General features: G+C 62.2%; 13 protein-coding genes and 3 pseudogenes. 9 read left to right on the forward strand and 7 right to left on the reverse strand.

What is annotated here, in order from left to right; translation table 11 throughout:
• The first annotated feature begins 34 nt into the window (after positions 1 to 34).
• Entirely contained in the window at positions 35 to 463 is a 429-nt protein-coding gene (locus AC5RWX_RS01260; RefSeq protein ID WP_493939882.1) for an HtaA domain-containing protein, read from the forward strand.
• Positions 464 to 865: 402 nt separating this feature from the next.
• On the opposite strand, the gene AC5RWX_RS01265 is transcribed toward AC5RWX_RS01260, so the two are convergent.
• Positions 866 to 1,519: a transposase gene (locus tag AC5RWX_RS01265; protein WP_493939883.1), complete on the reverse strand. Its 654-nt coding sequence runs from the start codon at positions 1,517 to 1,519 to the stop codon at positions 866 to 868.
• Between the two features lie 584 nt (positions 1,520 to 2,103).
• Between AC5RWX_RS01265 and AC5RWX_RS01270 the strand changes: the two genes are divergently transcribed.
• A complete protein-coding gene (locus AC5RWX_RS01270; RefSeq protein WP_493939884.1) occupies positions 2,104 to 3,318 on the forward strand; it encodes an acetyl-CoA C-acetyltransferase in 1,215 nt (404 codons plus the stop codon).
• Between the two features lie 52 nt (positions 3,319 to 3,370).
• Positions 3,371 to 5,563 carry a 3-hydroxyacyl-CoA dehydrogenase NAD-binding domain-containing protein gene (locus AC5RWX_RS01275; protein ID WP_493939885.1) on the forward strand — a complete coding sequence of 731 codons (2,193 nt, stop codon included), beginning with the start codon at positions 3,371 to 3,373 and terminating at the stop codon, positions 5,561 to 5,563.
• Between the two features lie 24 nt (positions 5,564 to 5,587).
• On the opposite strand, the pseudogene AC5RWX_RS01280 reads toward AC5RWX_RS01275, so the two are convergent.
• Positions 5,588 to 6,001: pseudogene (locus tag AC5RWX_RS01280) on the reverse strand (transposase family protein); the annotation flags it as partial.
• Positions 6,002 to 6,095: 94 nt separating this feature from the next.
• On the opposite strand from AC5RWX_RS01280, the pseudogene AC5RWX_RS01285 reads away from it, so the two are divergent.
• The 6 genes and pseudogenes from AC5RWX_RS01285 to AC5RWX_RS01310 all read left to right on the forward strand — a co-directional run.
• Positions 6,096 to 6,311, forward strand: a pseudogene (locus AC5RWX_RS01285) (transposase); the annotation flags it as partial.
• A gap of 409 nt (positions 6,312 to 6,720) precedes the next feature.
• A complete protein-coding gene (locus AC5RWX_RS01290) occupies positions 6,721 to 7,983 on the forward strand; it encodes an NAD(P)/FAD-dependent oxidoreductase (RefSeq protein WP_493939886.1) in 1,263 nt (420 codons plus the stop codon).
• On the forward strand, positions 7,976 to 8,119 hold the full coding sequence (locus tag AC5RWX_RS01295) for a hypothetical protein (protein WP_494096876.1): 144 nt from the start codon (positions 7,976 to 7,978) through the stop codon (positions 8,117 to 8,119). Before AC5RWX_RS01290 ends, AC5RWX_RS01295 begins: the two co-directional genes overlap by 8 nt.
• A 136-nt stretch (positions 8,120 to 8,255) precedes the next feature.
• Positions 8,256 to 8,921, forward strand: coding sequence for a TRAP transporter small permease subunit (locus tag AC5RWX_RS01300; protein WP_493939887.1), 666 nt, complete (start codon positions 8,256 to 8,258; stop codon positions 8,919 to 8,921).
• A gap of 8 nt (positions 8,922 to 8,929) precedes the next feature.
• Complete coding sequence (locus AC5RWX_RS01305) at positions 8,930 to 10,447, forward strand: TRAP transporter large permease (RefSeq protein ID WP_494096877.1); 1,518 nt, start codon at positions 8,930 to 8,932, stop codon at positions 10,445 to 10,447.
• A 439-nt stretch (positions 10,448 to 10,886) separates the two neighbouring features.
• The gene (locus AC5RWX_RS01310) at positions 10,887 to 11,486 is read left to right on the forward strand and encodes a histidine phosphatase family protein (protein WP_493939889.1); all 600 of its coding nucleotides are present in this window, start codon (positions 10,887 to 10,889) and stop codon (positions 11,484 to 11,486) included.
• 486 nt (positions 11,487 to 11,972) lie between these two features.
• Here the strand turns inward: AC5RWX_RS01310 and AC5RWX_RS01315 are convergent.
• From AC5RWX_RS01315 to AC5RWX_RS01335, 5 genes and pseudogenes are all read right to left on the reverse strand, one after another.
• A pseudogene (locus tag AC5RWX_RS01315) lies at positions 11,973 to 13,020 on the reverse strand (IS3 family transposase).
• A gap of 407 nt (positions 13,021 to 13,427) precedes the next feature.
• Entirely contained in the window at positions 13,428 to 15,605 is a 2,178-nt protein-coding gene (locus AC5RWX_RS01320) for a 3-hydroxyacyl-CoA dehydrogenase NAD-binding domain-containing protein (RefSeq protein ID WP_493939890.1), read from the reverse strand.
• Positions 15,606 to 15,898: 293 nt separating this feature from the next.
• Positions 15,899 to 16,978 carry a phosphotransferase family protein gene (locus tag AC5RWX_RS01325; protein WP_493939891.1) on the reverse strand — a complete coding sequence of 360 codons (1,080 nt, stop codon included), beginning with the start codon at positions 16,976 to 16,978 and terminating at the stop codon, positions 15,899 to 15,901.
• On the reverse strand, positions 16,975 to 18,180 hold the full coding sequence (locus tag AC5RWX_RS01330) for an acyl-CoA dehydrogenase family protein (protein WP_494096878.1): 1,206 nt from the start codon (positions 18,178 to 18,180) through the stop codon (positions 16,975 to 16,977). Before AC5RWX_RS01330 ends, AC5RWX_RS01325 begins: the two co-directional genes overlap by 4 nt.
• A 23-nt stretch (positions 18,181 to 18,203) precedes the next feature.
• Positions 18,204 to 18,983, reverse strand: a complete 780-nt coding sequence (locus AC5RWX_RS01335) for an SDR family oxidoreductase (RefSeq protein WP_493939893.1) — start codon at positions 18,981 to 18,983, stop codon at positions 18,204 to 18,206.
• Between the last annotated feature and the right edge of the window lie 40 nt (positions 18,984 to 19,023).

Genomic DNA, 19,023 nt, shown 5'->3' on the forward strand with positions numbered 1-19,023 from the left:
GAAACGAGGGTTACTTATGGGCTCGGCGCACTCCATGAAATGGTTCGTGAAGGCGAGCTTCATCCGATACATCCAGGGCTCAGGCGGAGTAATCAGTGTTCTGGAGCCAGCTATTGCCACGGAAGGTACGGTGCGATTCGGCCGAGCCCACACCGAGTCGCTCGACCCCTCACGCCTGCAGTTTGCTGGCGGGCTGGATTTCCATGCTCATTTCGGCATGATCGACCTCCTGTTGGCAGACCCGGCGATTGAGCGTGACGAGGCGAGGACGGTGCTGACGATGCGAGTCGGCGCCGCGGAGAACGCACGCTCGACTATCGCTGAACTCGATCCCTCCTCGACCGACGATGCCGGGCGGGTGACCGCGTTCGACGCCCGACTGTTGTGGGATGGAACTGAACTTTTCGGCGGAGTGTACGAAGTAGGCACGCCGCTCGACCCCGTGCAGATCACTTATGACTGATATGTAGGTTCGGTTGTCAGGAATCATAGGTGAGCGGCTCCCGGTTCTTTGGTTCCGGGACCGCTCACTTTGTGCTCGACACGGTAGCCGGCTGGTGGCGGCGAGTCATTTTTCGACTGGCATGGTCAGACTGATATTCGCGGGTTGGTTACCGCATGACGATTATTCGGCCGGAGCGTTTCGGGTGTCTAAAGCCGAGCGTCGGCGGGTATCGGCCGCCTGCCCATAGTCGCATCCCCGGTTTGCTCCGCGTGCTTGCCACGTCACTGGCGCCTGGGGTTGGTTGGGCGCGCTCTTGGGGTCAGGCAGCTTCCATGGGTTCTCTTCGCTGGAGCGGGGCTGCCAGCGACCAGCACCAGCCTGCGAGTTCCCGGGCTACGGCGGTGATGGCTTTGACGGACTTCATCTTCCGGGCGTCGAAATGCTCCCATTTACGGTGCAGCCGGTGGTTCGCTTCCAGTGCCCGGACCCGCGTCGCGGGGTCGACCAGATCCAGTTGGCGCAGCATCTTGAGACCGGCACGGGCGAACGGGCGGCGGTGATGCCAAGCGGCTTCGACCAGCAGCCTGCGCGCGTAGGTGCTGCGGCTTTGGTGATGGGACCTTGGCTGCCGGACGGACCGGAAGACTGCTCGCTGGGGACGAGACCGAGGTAGGAACCGATGGAGGACCCGGTGAAACGGGTCCAGTCACCAAGCTCCACTGCCAGACCAAACGCAGTGGTTACCTGGATGCCGCGCAGACACATCAACGCCTTGATCACCGGTGCGTACCTGCAACTCGATGCCGTGGCCATGACCTGCCTATCGATGCGTTTGGGGTGGGCGGCGAGCAGTTCAGCCTGTTCCACGTCCGCGTCGCAGGTGAACTGTTCGAGCTGGTCGGCGAAGCGCTGGCGGTGCAGCCAGGCATGGTGTTCCTGCGTCCACTTGGTGTCTTTGTGGTAGCGGATTCCGTGGCGGAGCAGGAACGCATTGACGCGTTGGCGGGCGTGGGCGAGGTCCTTGGCCGCTACCGGCGCAGCCGGAGAGATCGCGCAGGGCTTCGGTTTCGGCATCGGGTATCCGGACTTCAGCGACGCCGCCCATCGCGAGCATCTCGGCCAGAACGCGGCATCGCGCCGATCGGTTTTCACTCGGTCGCCAGGGGCTTGCAGGAGCTTCGAAGATGCCGCGACGACACAGGTGACGCCTGTTTCCTGCAGGAACCGGGCCAGGACATAACCGGTTGGCCCCTGATTCGTACACTGCCTTGACCGGCGGTTCAAAGCGCCTTGCCCATTCGAGGACCATTGCCGGACATCACCGCCGGGCAGCAGGACCCGGGGCGCCGCCTTACCCATGCACCTGGACAGACGCTGCCAAGCCGGCGCCGCGGGCCCGACCGGCGATAGTGGCCGTCCGGACGGACAGCCAACGCCCCCCGTTCATATTGTCTAACCCCCCCCGCGCCTAGCAGCTACGTTGTTCGCAACCACACGAGAATCTGTTATTGTGGGGCTGGCTAACCACTGTTAGTTGGTCGGCCAGCCTGCAAGTAGACCACCGAGCCAACAGCGACAACGTTCTTGCCGCACGATTCCTCAGTAAGTCGGACTATGAAGACGCTGGACACAGTCCCGCGGGAAGATGATGAGAGCCAATGACTGAAGCATTCATTTACGATGCCATCCGCACCCCTCGCGGACGTGGAAAACGCAACGGTTCCCTCCACGAAGTGAAGCCCGTGACCCTCGTGGCCGACCTCATAAAAGAGTTGCTGGTGCGTAACCCTTCGCTTGACCCGGCCGAAATCGACGATGTCGTGATCGGATGCGTGACCCCGGTGAATGACCAGGGAGCGGATATCGCCAAGACCGCCGCGCTCGTGGCTGGCCTGCCCCATACGGTCTCGGGGGTGCAGTTGAACCGCTTCTGCGCATCCGGTCTCGAAGCGGTCAATCAGGCCGCCCAGCGCGTTCGCTCCGGATGGGAAGACCTAATTTTTGCGGGCGGCGTCGAGTCGATGAGCCGGGTTCCGATGTTATCGGACGGCGGCCCTTGGTCGGCCGACCCGCAGACAGCATTCGCGACCGACTTCGTGCCGCAGGGGGTCTCCGCTGACCTCATCGCGACCATCGAGGGATGGGGCCGGGAAGACGTAGACGCGTACGCGGTGCAGTCGCAGAAGAGGGCTGCCAATGCGATCGCCAACGGATACTTCCAGCGGTCGATCGTCCCGGTGAAAGATGTCAACGGAGTCACGATCCTTGGCCACGACGAGTTCGTTCGCCCAGATACGACGGTCGACAGCTTGGCGTCCCTTTCGCCCGCGTTCGCCAAGATTGGTGAACTCGGCGGGTTTGATGCCGTCGCCCTGGAGAAGTACCACACCGTCGAGTCGATCAATCACGTTCACCACGCTGGTAACTCTTCGGGAATCGTCGACGGCGCATCCCTGGTCGCGATCGGCTCAGAAGCCGCGGGCAAAGCACACGGGCTCACGCCCCGCGCACGCGTCCTGGCCACGGCGGTTTCCGGCGCAGACCCCACGATCATGCTCACGGGTCCCGCTCCAGCGAGCCGCAAAGCCCTCGCCAAAGCGGGCCTCAGCATCGACGACATGGACCTCATCGAAGTAAATGAGGCGTTCGCCGCGGTTCCGATGCGGTTCATGCGCGACTTCGGTGGCATCCCAGACGACAAGGTCAACGTCAATGGCGGAGCGATCGCGATGGGGCATCCATTGGGAGCTACCGGGGCGATGATCCTCGGGACGTTGGTCGACGAACTGGAACGCCGGAACCAGCGGTACGGCCTCGCCACCCTCTGCGTGGCCGAGGGAATGGGTATCGCGACGATCGTCGAGCGCCTCTAACGACGCTCTTCAGACGACCTCACCGAATTTCAACACGTATCAGGAGAACAGAATGGCTGACGAGACTGACGCTGTGCGTCTGCACGTGGATGACGACGGTATCGCGATCCTTACATTGGACGATCGCAATGCCCCAGTGAACACATTGAACAGCGCCTACACGCGTTCGATGGAGGGAGCGGTCGACCGCGTGATCGCCGATCGAGAAGCAATCAAAGGCGTGATCGTAACGAGCGCCAAGAAGACATTCTTCGCTGGCGGCGACCTCAAATCGATGATGCTGGCCGAACCTGAAGAGGCCGAACGTTTCTTTGACGACGCGGAGCAAATCAAGGCGACGCTACGTCGACTCGAAACCTGCAACCTGCCCGTTGTCGCGGCACTCAACGGCTCGGCTCTCGGCGGCGGACTCGAGATTGCCCTCGCGGCACATCACCGTATCGCCGTCGACGACGGCCGGAGCGAATTCGGTCTGCCCGAGGTGAGTCTTGGTCTGCTTCCGGGCTGCGGTGGAGTGACAAGAACGGTCCGAATGTTCGGTGTTCAGAAAGCGCTGACCCAAGTACTGCTGCCGGGAAAGCGTTTCAAGCCCGCTGCCGCGAAGGATGTCGGGCTCGTCGACGAGCTGGTCGACGACATTGAGCAGCTCGTGCCCGCGGCTCGGGCATGGATAAACGCAAAGGCCTCTGAAGGCGCGGCTCACCAGCTGTGGGATACAGCGGAGTACTCGATGCCCGGCGGTACCCCTTCATCTCCGCCCCTTTCATCGATCCTCCCATCGCTTCCGGCAGGACTTCGCAAACAACTGAAGGGTGCCGACGTGAAAGCGCCGAAAACCCTCCTCGCTGCCGCGGTTGAGGGTGCCCAGGTTGACTTCGATACTGCGTCCCGCATCGAAAGCCGGTACTTCGCGGAGCTGGTCACGGGGCAGCAGTTCAAGAACACGACGCAAGCCCTCTTCTTTGACATAGGCGCAATCAAGCGCGGCGACGCGCGGCCAGCCGACATCCCCACTCGCTCCTTCGAGAAGGTGGCCGTGCTGGGCGCAGGGATGATGGGTGCGGGTATCGCCTATGTCTCGGCCAATGCTGGGCTTCACGTGATGCTGAAGGACCGCGATCTCGAAACCGCGGAGCGCGGCAAGTCTTATGCTTCGAAGCTGCTAGAGAAGCGTGTTTTGCACGGCGAGATTTCGCAAGAGAAGGCCGATGAGATCCTCGGAAGGATCCAGCCCACCGGTGAGTACCGGGAACTTGAGGGCTGCGATCTGGTCGTCGAGGCCGTCTTTGAATCCGTGGCTATTAAGCAGGAGGTGTTCCGCGAGCTTGAGCACATTGTGAGCCCGGATGCACTGCTCGGGTCGAACACATCGACCCTGCCTATTTCCGAACTCGGGGAGGCGGTTGACCGTCCCGAAGACTTTATCGGCATCCACTTCTTCTCACCCGTCGACAAGATGGCGCTCGTCGAGGTCATCGTCGGCAAGGAAACCTCCGACGCGGCAATCGCGGGAGCTCTTGATTTCGTCAAACTGTTGCGGAAGACACCGATCGTAGTCAACGACAGCCGGGGCTTCTTCACCAGCCGTGTCATAACGGCCTTTCTCAACGAGGGGCTCGTAATGCTAAAGGAGGGCGTCCATCCCGTGACGGTTGAGCGCGCAGCAGTGCAAGCGGGCTTCCCGGTCGGCTCCCTGCAGCTCAGCGACGAGCTAACGCTCACGTTGAGCCAGAAGATCTCGCGTGCCCACCGTGAGGCGGTCGAGGCAGGCGGAGGTGTTTACGTCGCTCACCCTGCCGAGGATGTGGTGGATAAGCTCATCGAGCTCGAGCGGCCGGGACGCTTTCAAGGAGCGGGCTTCTACCAGTACGACGCTCCAGGAGGCAAGCGCGTCTCGCTCTGGGGAGATCTGTCCGAGCACTTTCCCATCGCCGACGAGCAGCCCCCTTTCGACGACGTCAGAGAGCGGTTCCTCTTCATCATGTCGCTCGAAACGGCTCGCTGCTACGAGGAGAACGTGCTCCGCTCAGTCGCCGAGGCGAACGTGGGATCGATCCTGGGTATCGGATTTCCCGCTCACCACGGTGGAGCAATCCAGTTCATGAATGGGTACGAAGCGCACGACGGGCAGATCGGGCTCGAGTCGTTTGTCCGCCGCGCGGAGGACCTGTCGGCGCGTTACGGCGCTCGCTTCGATGCCCCTGACTCCGTGCGATCTGCCGTCGCAACCGGTCACCTCGCCTAAGTTCATCGGCTCGTGCTGGCCTACTGCCGTGTCCAGGGCTACCGGATCGATCTGCGCTGCAAGACGGTGGATTGTGGCCAGCGACGGGATTTTTCCCGAGTCGAACAGGGCCCGGCTTTTGGCAGCGTCATGAGCCCACTCGGCGATCATCGTCAGTGACTGCGCGCCCGAGAACCCAGCGCAAACCAGGAGCAGGAGCATCCCGGCGAAAGGGTAGCGACCGCGGCGGGCGCGCGGGTCGGGAACCGTTTCCAAGGCAGCACGCAGGGAAGATGTATCAATATCTCCGTAGCCGTGCTTCGCGGACACGGCCGGCGAGGTGTCCGAATGGCGTTCCAGTACCTGGGTGAGGGTAGATGGCAACGGAGAACTCCTGTGGTCCGGGGTGTGTGATACCCACCGGATTAACAGGAGTTCTCCGTGATTAAAAGCCGACACGCCGGACCGCAATTACGCCGGGTCACCTCACCGGACTTTGAAAAGGCCCTGCTCGTGGTGGAGTTCGAGACTGAGCTCAAGTGCGCACCAGGGTGCCCACATCGCCATGGGCGTTGACATGGACGGCGTCAGGCACCTCCGAAGGATCTGGATCCGGGCTACCGAGGGAGCAAAGTTCTGGGCCGGGGTCTGCGCCGAGCTGGTCAACCGAGGCGTCAAGGACGCCCTCATCGTCTGCTGCGACGGACTCACCGAGGGTCAGATCACCACGAACTGGAAACAAGCCTTCGCCCAACTCGCGGTCGCCCACCCCGACCGCATCGACCCTACCCCTAACCCACCACACCGCGGCGGGCGACCCACTTTCATGCACGGGTCTGTCGCCGCAGGCGGCGACATCGGGATTGATGCCTTCATCCGCAGAGCAGATGAGCTTGCTGCGCGTTACGGGGGCGCAGTTTGATGCACCTGAATCGCTTCGTGCCGCCGCGAAGACAGGTCAACTCGTCTGACGTCTCGCATCTCGTCGATCGCGCGGCCAAACATTCCGTGGCCGTCTGGCCCGTCTGAGGTACGTTGCGTGTGCTTCGCAGGCATTTGTCCTAAGTCTCTTCGCGAGGTTGACCTAAAAGGCTAACCGTTGTTATCCTGCTTAAATCGCTGAAAGGTCAGAGTCGAGGGCGTTGGCTCAATCTCCGCAATTAGGAAGGGTCCGAATCATGCAGCACTACGATGTCGTGGTAGCCGGTGCTGGACACGCAGGTACTCAACTCGTACTAGCGCTGGTCGGCGGAGGGTACACAGGTTCGATCGCGCTAATCGGCGACGAGATCGCCGCTCCGTATGAGCGGCCGCCCCTGACGAAGGGCTATCTTGCCGAAGACTTTGCCGAAGATCTTGCGTTTCGTCCGGAGTCGTGGTGGGCCGGCTCGGCCGTCGAGAGGCACCTGGGTACTTCCGTGATTGCGGTGGACGCTGGAGCGCACGAAGTGACGACCGAAGACGGCGGGTCAATTAGCTACGGCACGCTAGTGTGGGCCGCTGGCGGCGAGGCACGCCGAATTCCGGTCCCAGGTGCCAACCTCGACGGTGTGCACGTGGTGCGCAAGTTGAGTGACGCTGAGCGGGTCAAACACCGTATGCTCACCGCCCGAAACGCTGTAGTCATTGGCGGTGGCTACATCGGGCTGGAAGCTGCCGCCTCACTGCGCAAGGCAGGCATCAGTGTCACAGTCGTCGAGGCGCTTGATCGCCTGCTGCAACGGGTGAGCGGCGAAGATGTCTCCTCCTACGTAAAAGCGAGGCACGAGCGCGAGGGCGTTCACTTCGTGCTCGGGGACGGCGTCAGCGCGATCCTCGGAAATGACGGGCAGGTAACGGGCGTTCATCTCACGTCCGGCATCGAGCTTGACGCTGACCTGGTTATCGTCGGCATCGGACTTGTCCCGAACGTTTCGCAATTGGCGGACGCCGGAGCCGAGATCGGTAACGGCGTGCTGGTCGATGCCTTCTGCCGCACAACACTCCCCGACGTTTATGCCATTGGAGACTGCGCCAGCTTTGAATCAGATTGGATGCCCGGAGCTCGCCTGCGGCTTGAGTCCGTGCAGAATGCTAACGATCAGGCCAAGACAGTCGCGCAAGTCCTTCTCGGTGATCCCCAGCCTTACTCTTCGGTTCCTTGGTTTTGGTCGCACCAGTACGACGACCGCCTTCAGACGGTAGGGGTGCTGACCGGCTACGACACCTCTGTGGTGCGAGGCGACCCCGCAACGGGCAAGTTCAGTGTTGTTTACCTGCGCGGCGACGTCGTGGCCGCAGTCGAGGCAATTAATAATGTCAAGGACTACGCCCAGGCGCGAGCACTCATCGGCAAGGTTGTGGCGGCGGATGATGGGAGGCTTGCTGACCCCGCCACACCATTGAAAGAAATCGCCAAAACGTCATTGCAGGCAAGCCCCCGGACGAACGCATTTGGCTAAACAGCACGGTGCGCTCCGCCTGACCAGGTACAAGACTGTAGTTACCCTCCTTGGGGTGGCAGTGACGCTCTATGTCGGCATGCTCGGGCAGAAGGTCGACACCGCACTGCAATCCGGCTACCGGCTGATAGCGTAGCCTGAACTTCTGTGCTAGCGTCTCTCGGGCGAACATACCGCCGTCGCATGTCATCAACGAAGGAGTTGACCATGACGTATTCATCTGACCGCCATCCGGTCAAGGAAGTTCCGCCCCTCGTTGAAGGAGAGGTGGGATGACAACTGTGGAGATCGTGAGTGATCGCGTTCCGTGGCTGAAGTGGATCGATCGTTTCAGTGTGCTATTGGCTGTTCTCGGCGGTATCGCGACTGTTGGTCTGATGGTGAATATCGTCCTAGACGTTATAGGGCGTTTCTTCTTCAACCGACCGCTGCCGGGCACGCTGGATCTAACCCAGTTCGCGTGGATGCCGATTTTGGTGTCGTTCGGTTTGGGCTATGCACTGCTGCATGCCGAGCACATTAGGGTCAATCTGTTGACTGCTCCTACCGGTTCCCGCACGCAGCGGATCGTTGAAATCGTCGGGATGGTTTTCGCTCTGGGGACCACAGCGATGTTTGTCTGGTTCGGTACAGCGAAGGGGGCGGAAGCGATGAGCTTTAACGAGAAGGCCCCCGGCACTCCGTGGCTGGAGGTCTGGCCGTTCCGGTTTGCAATCGTGATTGGCTTGGTCGGGTTGCTGCTGCAGGCGTTCGCAATGCTTTTGCGGGCGATCACAGTGAAGGATTTCGTGCCGTCCGATGAGGATGAAGCCGTCGCGGCGCTGGAGGCGGAGGAAACAGTGTTCGAAGAGCTGAACCAGGCGGAGCCGGCAGTTGTGCAGGCACACGACGACGCCGGTAACAAGCCCGCGACGAGCGAGAAGGCGGAGACCCAATGAGCACGATTTTGCGCGATGCACCCCGGGCTAAGACCCCGCTTGAGTTGAAGGAGGCGTTGACCGCCCGGCGGTTCACGATCGGCCTGATCATCACGGCGGTGGTGACCGTTCTGCTGGCTGTTTACCTACTCGTCGACGATTCGAACAAGCTAATCGTGGGATTCGTGATCATCCTGCTGATGATGGCGTTGATGCTGTTCAAGATCCCGATCGGTATTGCGATGTCGGCAACGGCGATCTTCGGCCTGTACATCCTGGTCGGGCCGAATGCGGTCGTGGGCTCATTGAAGGAGATCGTGTTCTCCTCCTTCGCGTCCTGGTCGCTGAGCGTCTTGCCGATGTTCGTGCTGATGGGCGTCGCCATGGGCAAGAGCGGACTGATGGGCGGCGCATACGATACCGCGCGGAAGTGGCTGAGCCGGCTTCCCGGCGGCCTGGCGGTCGCGACGAACTTCACCGGCGCAGGAATGGCCGCGACCAGCGGCAGCACCATCGGCATCGTCTACGCGATCGGCCGGGTGTCCATTCCGGAGATGATCCGCTCCGGTTACAAACCCAGCCTGGCCATGGGCGCGACAGGCATGGCCGGCACCCTCGGCCAGGTCATTCCGCCGAGCACGCTGTTGGTGATCTACGCCGGAGTGGCCGAAACCCCGGTCGGTCCGCAGCTACTGGCGGGCGTGATCCCGGGCCTGGCGATGGCGGTGCTGTTCGCGATCGTGATCATCCTTTGGGCGGCGATCAGCCCAAATTCCGCCCCGCGGGGGCAGAGCTACCCGTGGAAGGAACGGATAGCGTCTCTGACCAGCCTGGTGCCGATGCTCCTAATCGTCGTCGTCGTTCTCGGCGGGATCTATTTCGGTGTCTTCACCGCGACCGAAGCGGGAGCGTATGGTGCTCTGATCACCCTCATTCTGGGTCTGGGCCTGGTCGTGACCCGCTCGAGGAAGAACATGAAGAAGAATGCCGGCGCGGTTCCCACGCGCAAGGTCGTCGGCACCTACTTCTCCAGCACCCTGATGGAAACAGTCTCCGCGGTCGCCGCGATCATGCTGCTGCTCGTCGGCGTGAACCTGCTCACCCGGGTCATGGCGCTCAGCGGTCTGGCAGGGTGGGTCGCCGATGGCGTGATCGACCTGGGACTGACCCAGCTCGGATTCCTGCTGCTGCTTATTCCGGTCTACCTCATCCTCGGCTTCTTCCTTGACACCCTGGCGATGATGCTGTTGACCATCCCTGTGTTCATGGCTCCGCTGGTTGCACTGGACGTCAACCTGATCTGGTTCGGCGTGTTCCTGATCATCCTCGCGGAGATCGATATGGTCGCACCACCACTGGGTGTGCTGAACTTCGTCGTCCTCGCCCTCACCCAGTCCAGCACCAAGGGCATGGGACTGAAGCTGACGATTACTGATGTGTTCAAGGGTGTGATGCCATTCATCGGGGCCTGCATCCTAATGCTGGTGATCCTGATCCTGTGGCCTGATCTGGCCCTCTGGCTGCCAGGCCTATCCGGAGCCAAGTAACACCTCCATAGAGCGCGACTCCCTCGGGTACCCGATAACCAGATTCTCGAGGGGGTCGCCGCCTTTTTGAAGAAACGCGGTCATCCTGCAGTCAGGCTTGTAAGTTGTCCCGGGTAGTGGTGCGATCGCCGTTGGCGTAGTCCCGCAGACCAAGGGCGTAGTCCCGCAGCCAAAGGGCGTAGTCCCGCAGACCAAGGGCGTAGTCCCGCAGACCAAGAAGGCCGCACTGGACAAGATCCGGCCACCCCAGGTTGCTCCCGGCGCCTACCACCCGATCCTAGAATCCTCACATGGCTCGAAGCAATATGACCACGCCGACAAGGACCCTCTGTGCCGCGTATTCCCGCGTAGCGGCAGAGTCGGAAAGCGCGTATTAGTTGGCGGCAGCCCAGTGACGGATTACTTGCTTAGTGCCCGGGTAGTTGGCAGGCTGGTCAACGTGCAACTACTTCTGATCCGCCACGCACTACCCGAGCTGGTAACAGGTTCCGGCGGTCGCGCTGATCCGGCACTGACTGAGGAAGGGCGCCTGCAAGCCAAACGCCTTCCTGCCGCGCTAGCCAGCTACCGCATAGCCCGGATTGTCAGCAGCCCACAACGCCGCGCACTCGAAACGGCAGCGCCGCTCGCAGAGGCGCACAACCTTCACATCACCCAGCACCACGGGCTCGCCGAGTACGACTGCAACTACGACCACTACATCCCGTTCCACGAGGCAAAGACTCGGGCACCGGAGGCATACGCCCGCATTCGAGCAGGCGAGTTCCCGGCTTCCGTCGACGTCGACGCATTCCGTGCCCGGGTATTAGAGTCCGTTGGCCAAGTCGTGGAAGAGTCCAGACACGAGGACACAGTGGCAGTGTTTGGGCACGGCGGTGTCATCAACGTCTTGCTGCAGGACATGCTCGGGCTTGACCGCCCCCTCGTCTTTCCGATCGAATACGTGTCAGTAACCCGCGTGCTCGTTTCCCGTACCGGTGAGCGACGGGTAGCGTCCGTCAATGAGACCAGTCACGTCAGGGACTTGCTGCGGCGATAGCATCTCTCAGATTGCAAACAACCTTCACATTTTTTGAGTTCGAAGGTCGGGGGTAGGTCGCTGGACCTGGTATGACTTTCTCGTCCTATCAATGATTATCCGGTGACGGGGTGTTGTTGCCAGGTTCGGACACGCGATGCTCCAATTGATTGTCACGCGGCAACGGCTGCCGGTCTAGGGGAATATGGGGCGGATCAGGGTGCGGTATATTTCACGGACGACGTAGCGCTCAAGGCACCGGATGATTCTCTTTTGCTTAGGGCTTCTTTTGTCATTTAGTGACGTAGGCACGGGTGGCCGCATCGTCCTCATCCGGACGAGGACGATGCGGCGGAGGGCGGAGTTTGCGGCCCCTGTCCCCACCGCGGCTAAGACGCCGTCTGTCGGCCTTTCCCGACGCTGCGGGCAGGGCGCTGAGCCGGTCAGGGCGGCCAGTACCACTTCGTGCGCTCGTCAAGTTTTGAGACAGTTCATCGTTGATTTCGATTAGGCGGCCAGGGGTTCCTGATCGCGGGTTTGATGGGCGGCCAGGGCAGCTGCCGGTGCTCTGCCGCCGGCTCTGGCGTTGGGCCGTTTTCGGTTGTATCAGGCTTCGATGTATTCCATGACCCCGGTTCTGGCCGCGAGGCGGCTGGTGAAGCTGTTGTAGTGGTAGTACTCGGTCTTCAGGTGCGAGAAGAAATTTCCCGCGACGGCATTGTCCCAGCACACCCCGACCTTGCCCATCGACTGAGTGACGCCGTTGCCCTCGCACCAGGCCTGGAACTCGGCGGAAGTGAACTGCGCCCCGCGGTCCGAGTGATTAATGGCGCCTTCCGGGTGCAGGTAACCGGGAGCACGGGCCATGGCCAGCGCCTCGGTGCAGAGGCTGGTACGCATGTGCTTGTCCATGTTCCACCCGATGACCATGCCGCTGCACAGGTCGATCACGGTGGCCAGATACAGCCAGCCCTCACCGGTCTTCAGGTACTTGATGTCCCCGCACAGCCGGGTACCGGGAACCTCGGAGGAGAAGTCGCGTTTACCGTCGGCGTCGAGCATATGGTTCTCGATATGGGCGGTCTTGGCCTGCGGGTCCTGCTCGGTGGTCTTCTTCCAAGCCCGCGTCCGCACCGCCCGCGGAGACGGGCCCTTGGGATCGCGCACCGGTAGAACGAGGCCCGGGAGACTTCCAGAGTCCGGCACAGCCAGACAACACTGTAGTTGGCCTTCTCTGCTTCGATGAAACGGTAGTAGTCCTCTACCGTTGCTTCGCTGCAAAGAAGGCGCTGACTTTTCCCAGGAACTCGATTTCCTGCTTCAGCTTCGCATTCTCCGCCAACGCCTTCTGGTGCTCATCCCAAGGCACCGGCTCCTTCTCCTGGCCGGCGAACTGCTCCGGATGCTCTTCCCGGTACTTGCGCACCCAATTGCCCAAAGTTCCTTCGTTCACGCCGATATCAACACAGATCTGGGCCACCGGACGGCCGGAGGGCAGCACCAGCTCCACGGCGTCTTCTTTGAACTTCTGGGTGTACTTCTTACGCCCGGACATCTAAGTGAGGGCTCCTAACAAGCTGTCCCACCAACCCATACGGCCGCAAGTAGCCTTCGCATAGTCGCGAATTCGGCATAGATCGAGTATGAGTATGGAATGCCGTCGCAGGTTGCGCAGTTTTTCCTGCAGCCGCCCGTGGACGGCTGCGACCGGTCCACCCATTCGGTAGCGGAGGCGGAAAGCACCCGGTGGCCGGATTACGCGGCCCGGATTCCCAGGCCGATGGCCTGCTGTGTTTTGTCTGTATGGCTGAAAGGACCCTATTCCGAAAGGCTCAACCCCTGCGCCAAGGAAATACCGGCGTCGTGGCTGACACTTCAATCATTCACCGGTTCGCCGAGCAAGTTCCGGGCCCGGGTGCCCAACCCAAACGACTCGCATTCCTGTCTATAGCTGCTCCGGTGTCAGGCTGTTGAGAACCGGTCCAATGCGGGGCCGGAAGCCACGCCCGGCAGCAGGAACCGCTTGCCGTTGGCGCGCTCCGAGGCACCGCAACGGTCCAGGTACGGCGTGATGCCCCCGAGGAACATCGGCCAGCCGGCGCCCAGGATCATGCACAGGTCGATGTCCTCGGGACCTGCCACCACACCCTCACGCAGCATCAGGCCGATCTCCTCGGCGAGGGCATCCTGAACGCGGCGCAGTACGGCGTCGCCGGTGGAGGGGGACGTGCCAAAGGACATAAGGGAGAGCGTGGACGCAGGGATTTCCTGGCCTCCGTCAGCGGTCGGTGCCCACAGGGACTTCACCCCGTTGTCGATCAGTTTCTGCAGGTTGGCGGACACCGGGAAACGGTCACCGAACGCGGCGTGCAGGGATTCCTGGACGTGCTGGGCCACCGGCAGTCCCACCATGGCGCCTAGCGTGAACGGGGTCATTGGCAGGCCCATGGGCCGCAGGGCGTTGTCGGCGATCTCTGCGGGTGTGCCTTCGTCAAAGGCCGCCGTCACTTCGCCCATCAGCCGCAGCAGGATCCTGTTAACCACAAACGCAGGCGCATCCTTGACCAGGACTGCAGTCTTTTTCAGGCCCTTGGCTAGCTCAAAGGCGCTGGCCAGCACTGCGTCATCTGTCCTGGGTGCACGCACGATTTCGAGCAGCGGCATCACAGCAACCGGGTTAAAAAAGTGGAAGCCCACCAGTCGTTCGGGGTGCTGAAGCCCCTCGGCCATGGCGGTGACGGACAGGGATGAGGTGTTGGTGGCGAGGATGCAGTCCGGCGAGACGATGGCTTCCACCTCGGCAAAGACCTGCTTCTTGAGGTCCAGCTGCTCGAAAACTGCCTCAATGACGAAGTCGGCGTCGGCAAAGGCCTCCTTAGACGCTGATCCAGTGACCAAAGCCTTGGTGTGGGTGGCTGCATCCGGGCTGATACGCTTCTTCGCGAGCAGCTTGTCCACCTCGGCGTGGACGTAGTCCACGCCCTTATCCACCCGGGCCTGGTCGATGTCCGTCATGACCACCGGGATCTTGAGCTGGTTGGCGAACAGCAGCGCGAGTTGGCCTGCCATCAGTCCGGCGCCCACCACACCGACCTTGGTGACCGGGCGTGCAAGCTTCCGGTCCGGTGCGCCGGCCGGCCGCTTGGACCGCTTCTGCACCAGGTCCAGGAACGCGTACACCGTAGCGCGGAACTCATCGGTCTGCATTAGCCCTGCAAGAGCCTCACACTCGACGGTGGCCGAGTCAGCCTGGCTCATCGTGCGGTTGTCCTCAAGGATGTCCAGGACCTTCGCCGGTGCCGGAGCCGCGTTGCGCGTTTTGGCCTCCACGAATAGACGGCCGGCTGCGACGGCTGCCGTCCAGCGCTCGGCAACGCCGGGGTCGGAGGGGTCGACGGCGTGAGCCCGCTCGGGGGTCACCTCGCCGCGGATGACCTTTGCGGCCCAGGTGAGGGACTGTTCCAGGAAATCGGCCGGTTCGAACAGGGCATCGGCGATGCCGAGCCCGAAGGCCTGAGCCCCGGTGAGGGTGCGGTTGTTGCTGAGCGGATTTTCAATCATCACCTTGACCGCGTTCCCCGGACCGATTAGCCGGGGCAAAATGTAAACGCCGCCCCAGCCAGGGACGAGGCCGATGAAGGCTTCAGGTAGGGCCAGTGCGCCGGCACCTCTGGAGACAGTGCGGTAGGTGGACTGCAACGCGATCTCCAAGCCGCCGCCCAGGGCAGTGCCGTTGATGAAGGCGAAACTGGGGACCCCGAGGTCGGTCAGCTTGGCGTAAACAGTGTGGCCGAGCAGGGCCATCCAGAGGCTGTGTTCGCGGTTCTCCAGCGCCTTAACAGCGGAAAGGTCCGCGCCGGCGACCAGGAAACCAGGTTTGCCGGTCACCCCGACGCCCACGATTTCACCCCGGGCAGCCCGCTCCTTCAGGCTCTCCAGGACCGTTCCCAGCTCGATCAGGGTGTTGGGCCCCAGCGTAGTGGGCTTGTGGTCGAGGCCGTTATCCAGGGTAATTAGCGCAAAAACTCCGGCGCTGTGCTGGCCGGGCGCGGCCGGCAACTCGATGTCCCGGGTGTGTGAGTGTGTAACGATTTCGTCGGGAAAGAGTTCAGCAAGCTTGGTGAAATCGGCGGCGCTCATGCGGCAGCTCCTTTGGAAGCGGTTCGGTCATGGGGAGGGGTGCATCTTTGCGGCGAGGCCTTTTAGGTTCTCGTGCTAAGTCCGCCTAGAGTTGTCGATCCTGTAGGTGGCCGATACATGCGGATATGGCCACGCCCTCGATGTAAAAAGACCCTTGGTTGCGGGACCAGCGGAGCGCCATCGGGCTGGAGGATCAAGCTACCGGGGCGGTGGTTGGCCACCATGATCGTTCGGAGTATCGGTAGTGCTAAGCCCCCGCAATGGCGAAACAGGGGACCGACCTTCGCGGACGCTCAACTCCCCACGAAGGAGGACGCGGCCCGCAGCAGGGTCGGCACGCCCTCCTCGAGGGTAGGGGCAAAGTCATCGCCTGGGCGTTCCCCATGCAGCCAACGCGTGTACATGGCTTCGCAAAAGATTGCTGCCTTCCACAAGGCGAGTGTCTGGTACCAGTGCAAGTGGCTCAGGTCCAGCGGCAGCTGTTGTGCGTATCTGGCGATGAGCTCCTCGCGCGAGGGATACCCGGCTTCCCGGGTAACCGGGGTCAGCTCCATCGGGGTAGGTACCGCGCCCGGCTCCGCATAGGTTGCGGTGAAGTAGCCGAGATCAGCGAGGGGATCACCGATGGTGGCCATCTCCCAGTCGAGGATTGCTGCGACTGTCACAGGAGGGTTGCTGTTGAACATTAAGTTGCCCAGGCGAAAATCGCCGTGGACGACGGACGCCATCTGGCTTTCTGGCCGGTTCGCGGTGAGCCATTCCCCGATCAGTGCCACTTCCGGCAGGTCACGCCGGGTGTTGCCAGCCCATAACGTTGAGAAGAGCCTGACTTGGCGCTCTAAGTAACCATCCGGTCGGCCAAGAGTAGCCAGTTCACCGGACCTCACGTCGATCCGGTGCAGGGCGACCATCGCATCTATCGCGGCGAACGCGGTAGCTTGCCGCTGTTCTGCGGGGTCGAATGGTGGCGGAATCCGGTTGGTTATCACCTCGCCATCGACGAACTCCATGACATAGAACGGCACATCGAGCGTCGAGTCGTCCTCGCAAACGGCGACTACGCGCGGCACGGGGACACCTGCCGCGCGTATGAGGCGCTGTATTCGGGCCTCCCGCACCATGTCGTGGGCGGACTTCGGGTGCGGCGGGCGGGGGCCGCGTCGCAGCACGAACGTCTCGTCTCCGCGAACAATCCGGTAGGTCACATTTGACTGACCGTCCCCGATGCGGTCGACCTCCAGCGGCCCACAGCCGAGCCGATGCATATCGAAGAACTCACGGACTGCATCGAGGATGAGCAAGGGAGGAAGGGGAAGTGCGGCGGCGTCGGCACGCGATTCGACGATCTGGACGCCGTCGCCTACGGTGCTCATCGGACCACCGCCTGATCGAGGCGGGGCTCACCGTTGGCCACGGCCTTGGCCCTAACTTTCGATGCACGACGGGAGATTGCCCACTTGTGCGTCTCGTTGGAGCCGTCATAGATCCGGAACGGCCGCACCTCGTTAAGATACTGTGCAAGCGGAAGACCATCGGACACGCCGTCGCCGCCGCAGATCTGGATGGCGCGGTCGATCACTCGGTAAATCGCCTCGGAGCAGTGCACCTTCGCGATCGAGGACATGGCCGATCCGGCTTTCGGATCTGTGGCGAGCAGGTTCGCGGTTTTTGTGACGATCGCATCCGAGGTTTCGATATCGATGACTGACTGCGCGATCAGTTCCTGCACGAGTCCCAAGTCCTTCATGGCTGAGCCGAACAGATCCCGGTTATCGGCACGGTCGAGGGCAATGTCAAGGGAGCGGCGGGCCAGTCCCAGCCATCGCATGCAATGGGTCAGGCGCGCCGGCGCGAGGCGGACCTGTGCATAGAGGAAGCCTTCGCCCGGCTGACCGAGTACGGCCGCATCTTCCACAAAGCAGTCGTCGAAATAGAGATGCGGGTGTCCACCGTCAATGGCCCGGTCGATCGTGTGGATGTGCTCGCCCGTGCGCATGCCCGGATTATCGGCATCGACGAGGAACATGGTCGCGCCCTCCGGAACTCCGTCCGATTCCGCATTGCGTGCCATCACAATCGTTAGCGCCGCCCCGTCGGCGCCGCTGATAAAGCGCTTATGACCAGAGATGCGCCATCCGCCGTCGACGCGCCGGGCTTCCGTCATGAGGGCGGCAGGGTCCGATCCTGCACCCGGGTGTGGCTCGGTCATCGCGAAGCAGGAGCGGATGTCACCAGCCGCGAGCGGTATGAGGTATCGCTCCTGCTGCTCCGGCGTGGCGATGAGCTCGAGCATGTGCATGTTGCCTTCATCAGGAGCCATGCAATTGAGAGCGCTTGGCCCGATCGGCGAATAGCCGGCTTCCTGGAAGATCGGGGACCAATGTTCGATAGCCACCCCCTGCCCACCGAACCTCCGCTCGACGTGGGGCGCGAAGACCCCAGCGATCTTGGCTTCGGACTGAAGTCGCGCTCGGACGGCCGGATCGAGCCGTTCACCGGGTGCCGGCTCGGCGGGGACGACGCAGTCGCGGACGAAGGCACGCGTGCGCAGGCGCAGGTCGTCAATCTCAGTCATGGTCAAACCCATTTCGGTCGTGGTCACGCCGTTCCTCCCGCATTGAGCAGGCCGCCGTCGAGGTTAAGGACTTGCCCGGTGATCCATGACGCGTCGCAGGAGGCGAGGAAGGCAACTGCGGCAGCGATGTCCTGCGGGGTCCCCAGCCGCCCGAGCGGGTAGTCCTCCGTGACCTTGTCTTCCTTGCCCTCGTAGAGCACGCGGGCAAATTGAGTTTTGACTACCGCCGGAGCCACAGCGTTCACCCGAACGTCGGGGGCCAGTTCCACGCTGAGCGTTCGCGTCAAATGGGCGACCGCTGCCTTGCTCACGCCATACCAGCCGATGCCTTCGGACGGCACCTGGCCGGTCACGGAAGAAAGGTTGACAACTGAACCACCGCCGTTCGCAAACTGAAGTTCTGGGTGGTGGAACGCGCCCTGCACCCATGCGAGGGTGCCAAGCAGATTGACCTCGAGAACCTTGCGTGCGCTGTCCAGCTCGAGGTCTACGAGGGGCCCGTGCACCGGGTTGATTCCCGCGTTGTTCACGAGGATGTCAAGCCCGCCAAACTCCCGGGCGACCGTGTCGAACACAGCAGCCCGGTGCTGCGGGTCGTCGGCCTTGCCGGGGAGAGCGAGAACGGTCCCCTCGGGAAAGGAGGCCGACACCTCTTCGAGAGCGTCCGGCTTGCGGGCGGTGATCACGACCTTTGCTCCTTCGGCCACCAGGCGTCGCGCGATTGCGAGCCCAATTCCGCGGCTGGCTCCGGTCACGATTGCGTTCTTGCCTGTTAGTCGCTTCGCGGTCACTTCTGGAAGCATCTCCGCCCTTCCTAATCGAGGGTAGCCGAGCGAGCGCTCG

The organism is Arthrobacter sp. SPT-J7, from assembly GCF_059089965.1.

What these genes read in the sequence shown, in the direction of transcription:
- AC5RWX_RS01275 (WP_493939885.1), top strand. Translation starts at nt 3,371, where the DNA reads ATGGCTGACGAGACTGACGCTGTGCGTCTGCACGTGGATGACGACGGT.
- AC5RWX_RS01260 (WP_493939882.1), top strand. Translation starts at nt 35, where the DNA reads ATGAAATGGTTCGTGAAGGCGAGCTTCATCCGATACATCCAGGGCTCA.
- AC5RWX_RS01270 (WP_493939884.1), top strand. Translation starts at nt 2,104, where the DNA reads ATGACTGAAGCATTCATTTACGATGCCATCCGCACCCCTCGCGGACGT.
- AC5RWX_RS01290 (WP_493939886.1), top strand. Translation starts at nt 6,721, where the DNA reads ATGCAGCACTACGATGTCGTGGTAGCCGGTGCTGGACACGCAGGTACT.
- AC5RWX_RS01265 (WP_493939883.1), bottom strand. Translation starts at nt 1,519, where the DNA reads ATGCCGAAACCGAAGCCCTGCGCGATCTCTCCGGCTGCGCCGGTAGCG.
- AC5RWX_RS01325 (WP_493939891.1), bottom strand. Translation starts at nt 16,978, where the DNA reads ATGAGCACCGTAGGCGACGGCGTCCAGATCGTCGAATCGCGTGCCGAC.
- AC5RWX_RS01300 (WP_493939887.1), top strand. Translation starts at nt 8,256, where the DNA reads ATGACAACTGTGGAGATCGTGAGTGATCGCGTTCCGTGGCTGAAGTGG.
- AC5RWX_RS01330 (WP_494096878.1), bottom strand. Translation starts at nt 18,180, where the DNA reads ATGACTGAGATTGACGACCTGCGCCTGCGCACGCGTGCCTTCGTCCGC.
- AC5RWX_RS01320 (WP_493939890.1), bottom strand. Translation starts at nt 15,605, where the DNA reads ATGAGCGCCGCCGATTTCACCAAGCTTGCTGAACTCTTTCCCGACGAA.
- AC5RWX_RS01335 (WP_493939893.1), bottom strand. Translation starts at nt 18,983, where the DNA reads ATGCTTCCAGAAGTGACCGCGAAGCGACTAACAGGCAAGAACGCAATC.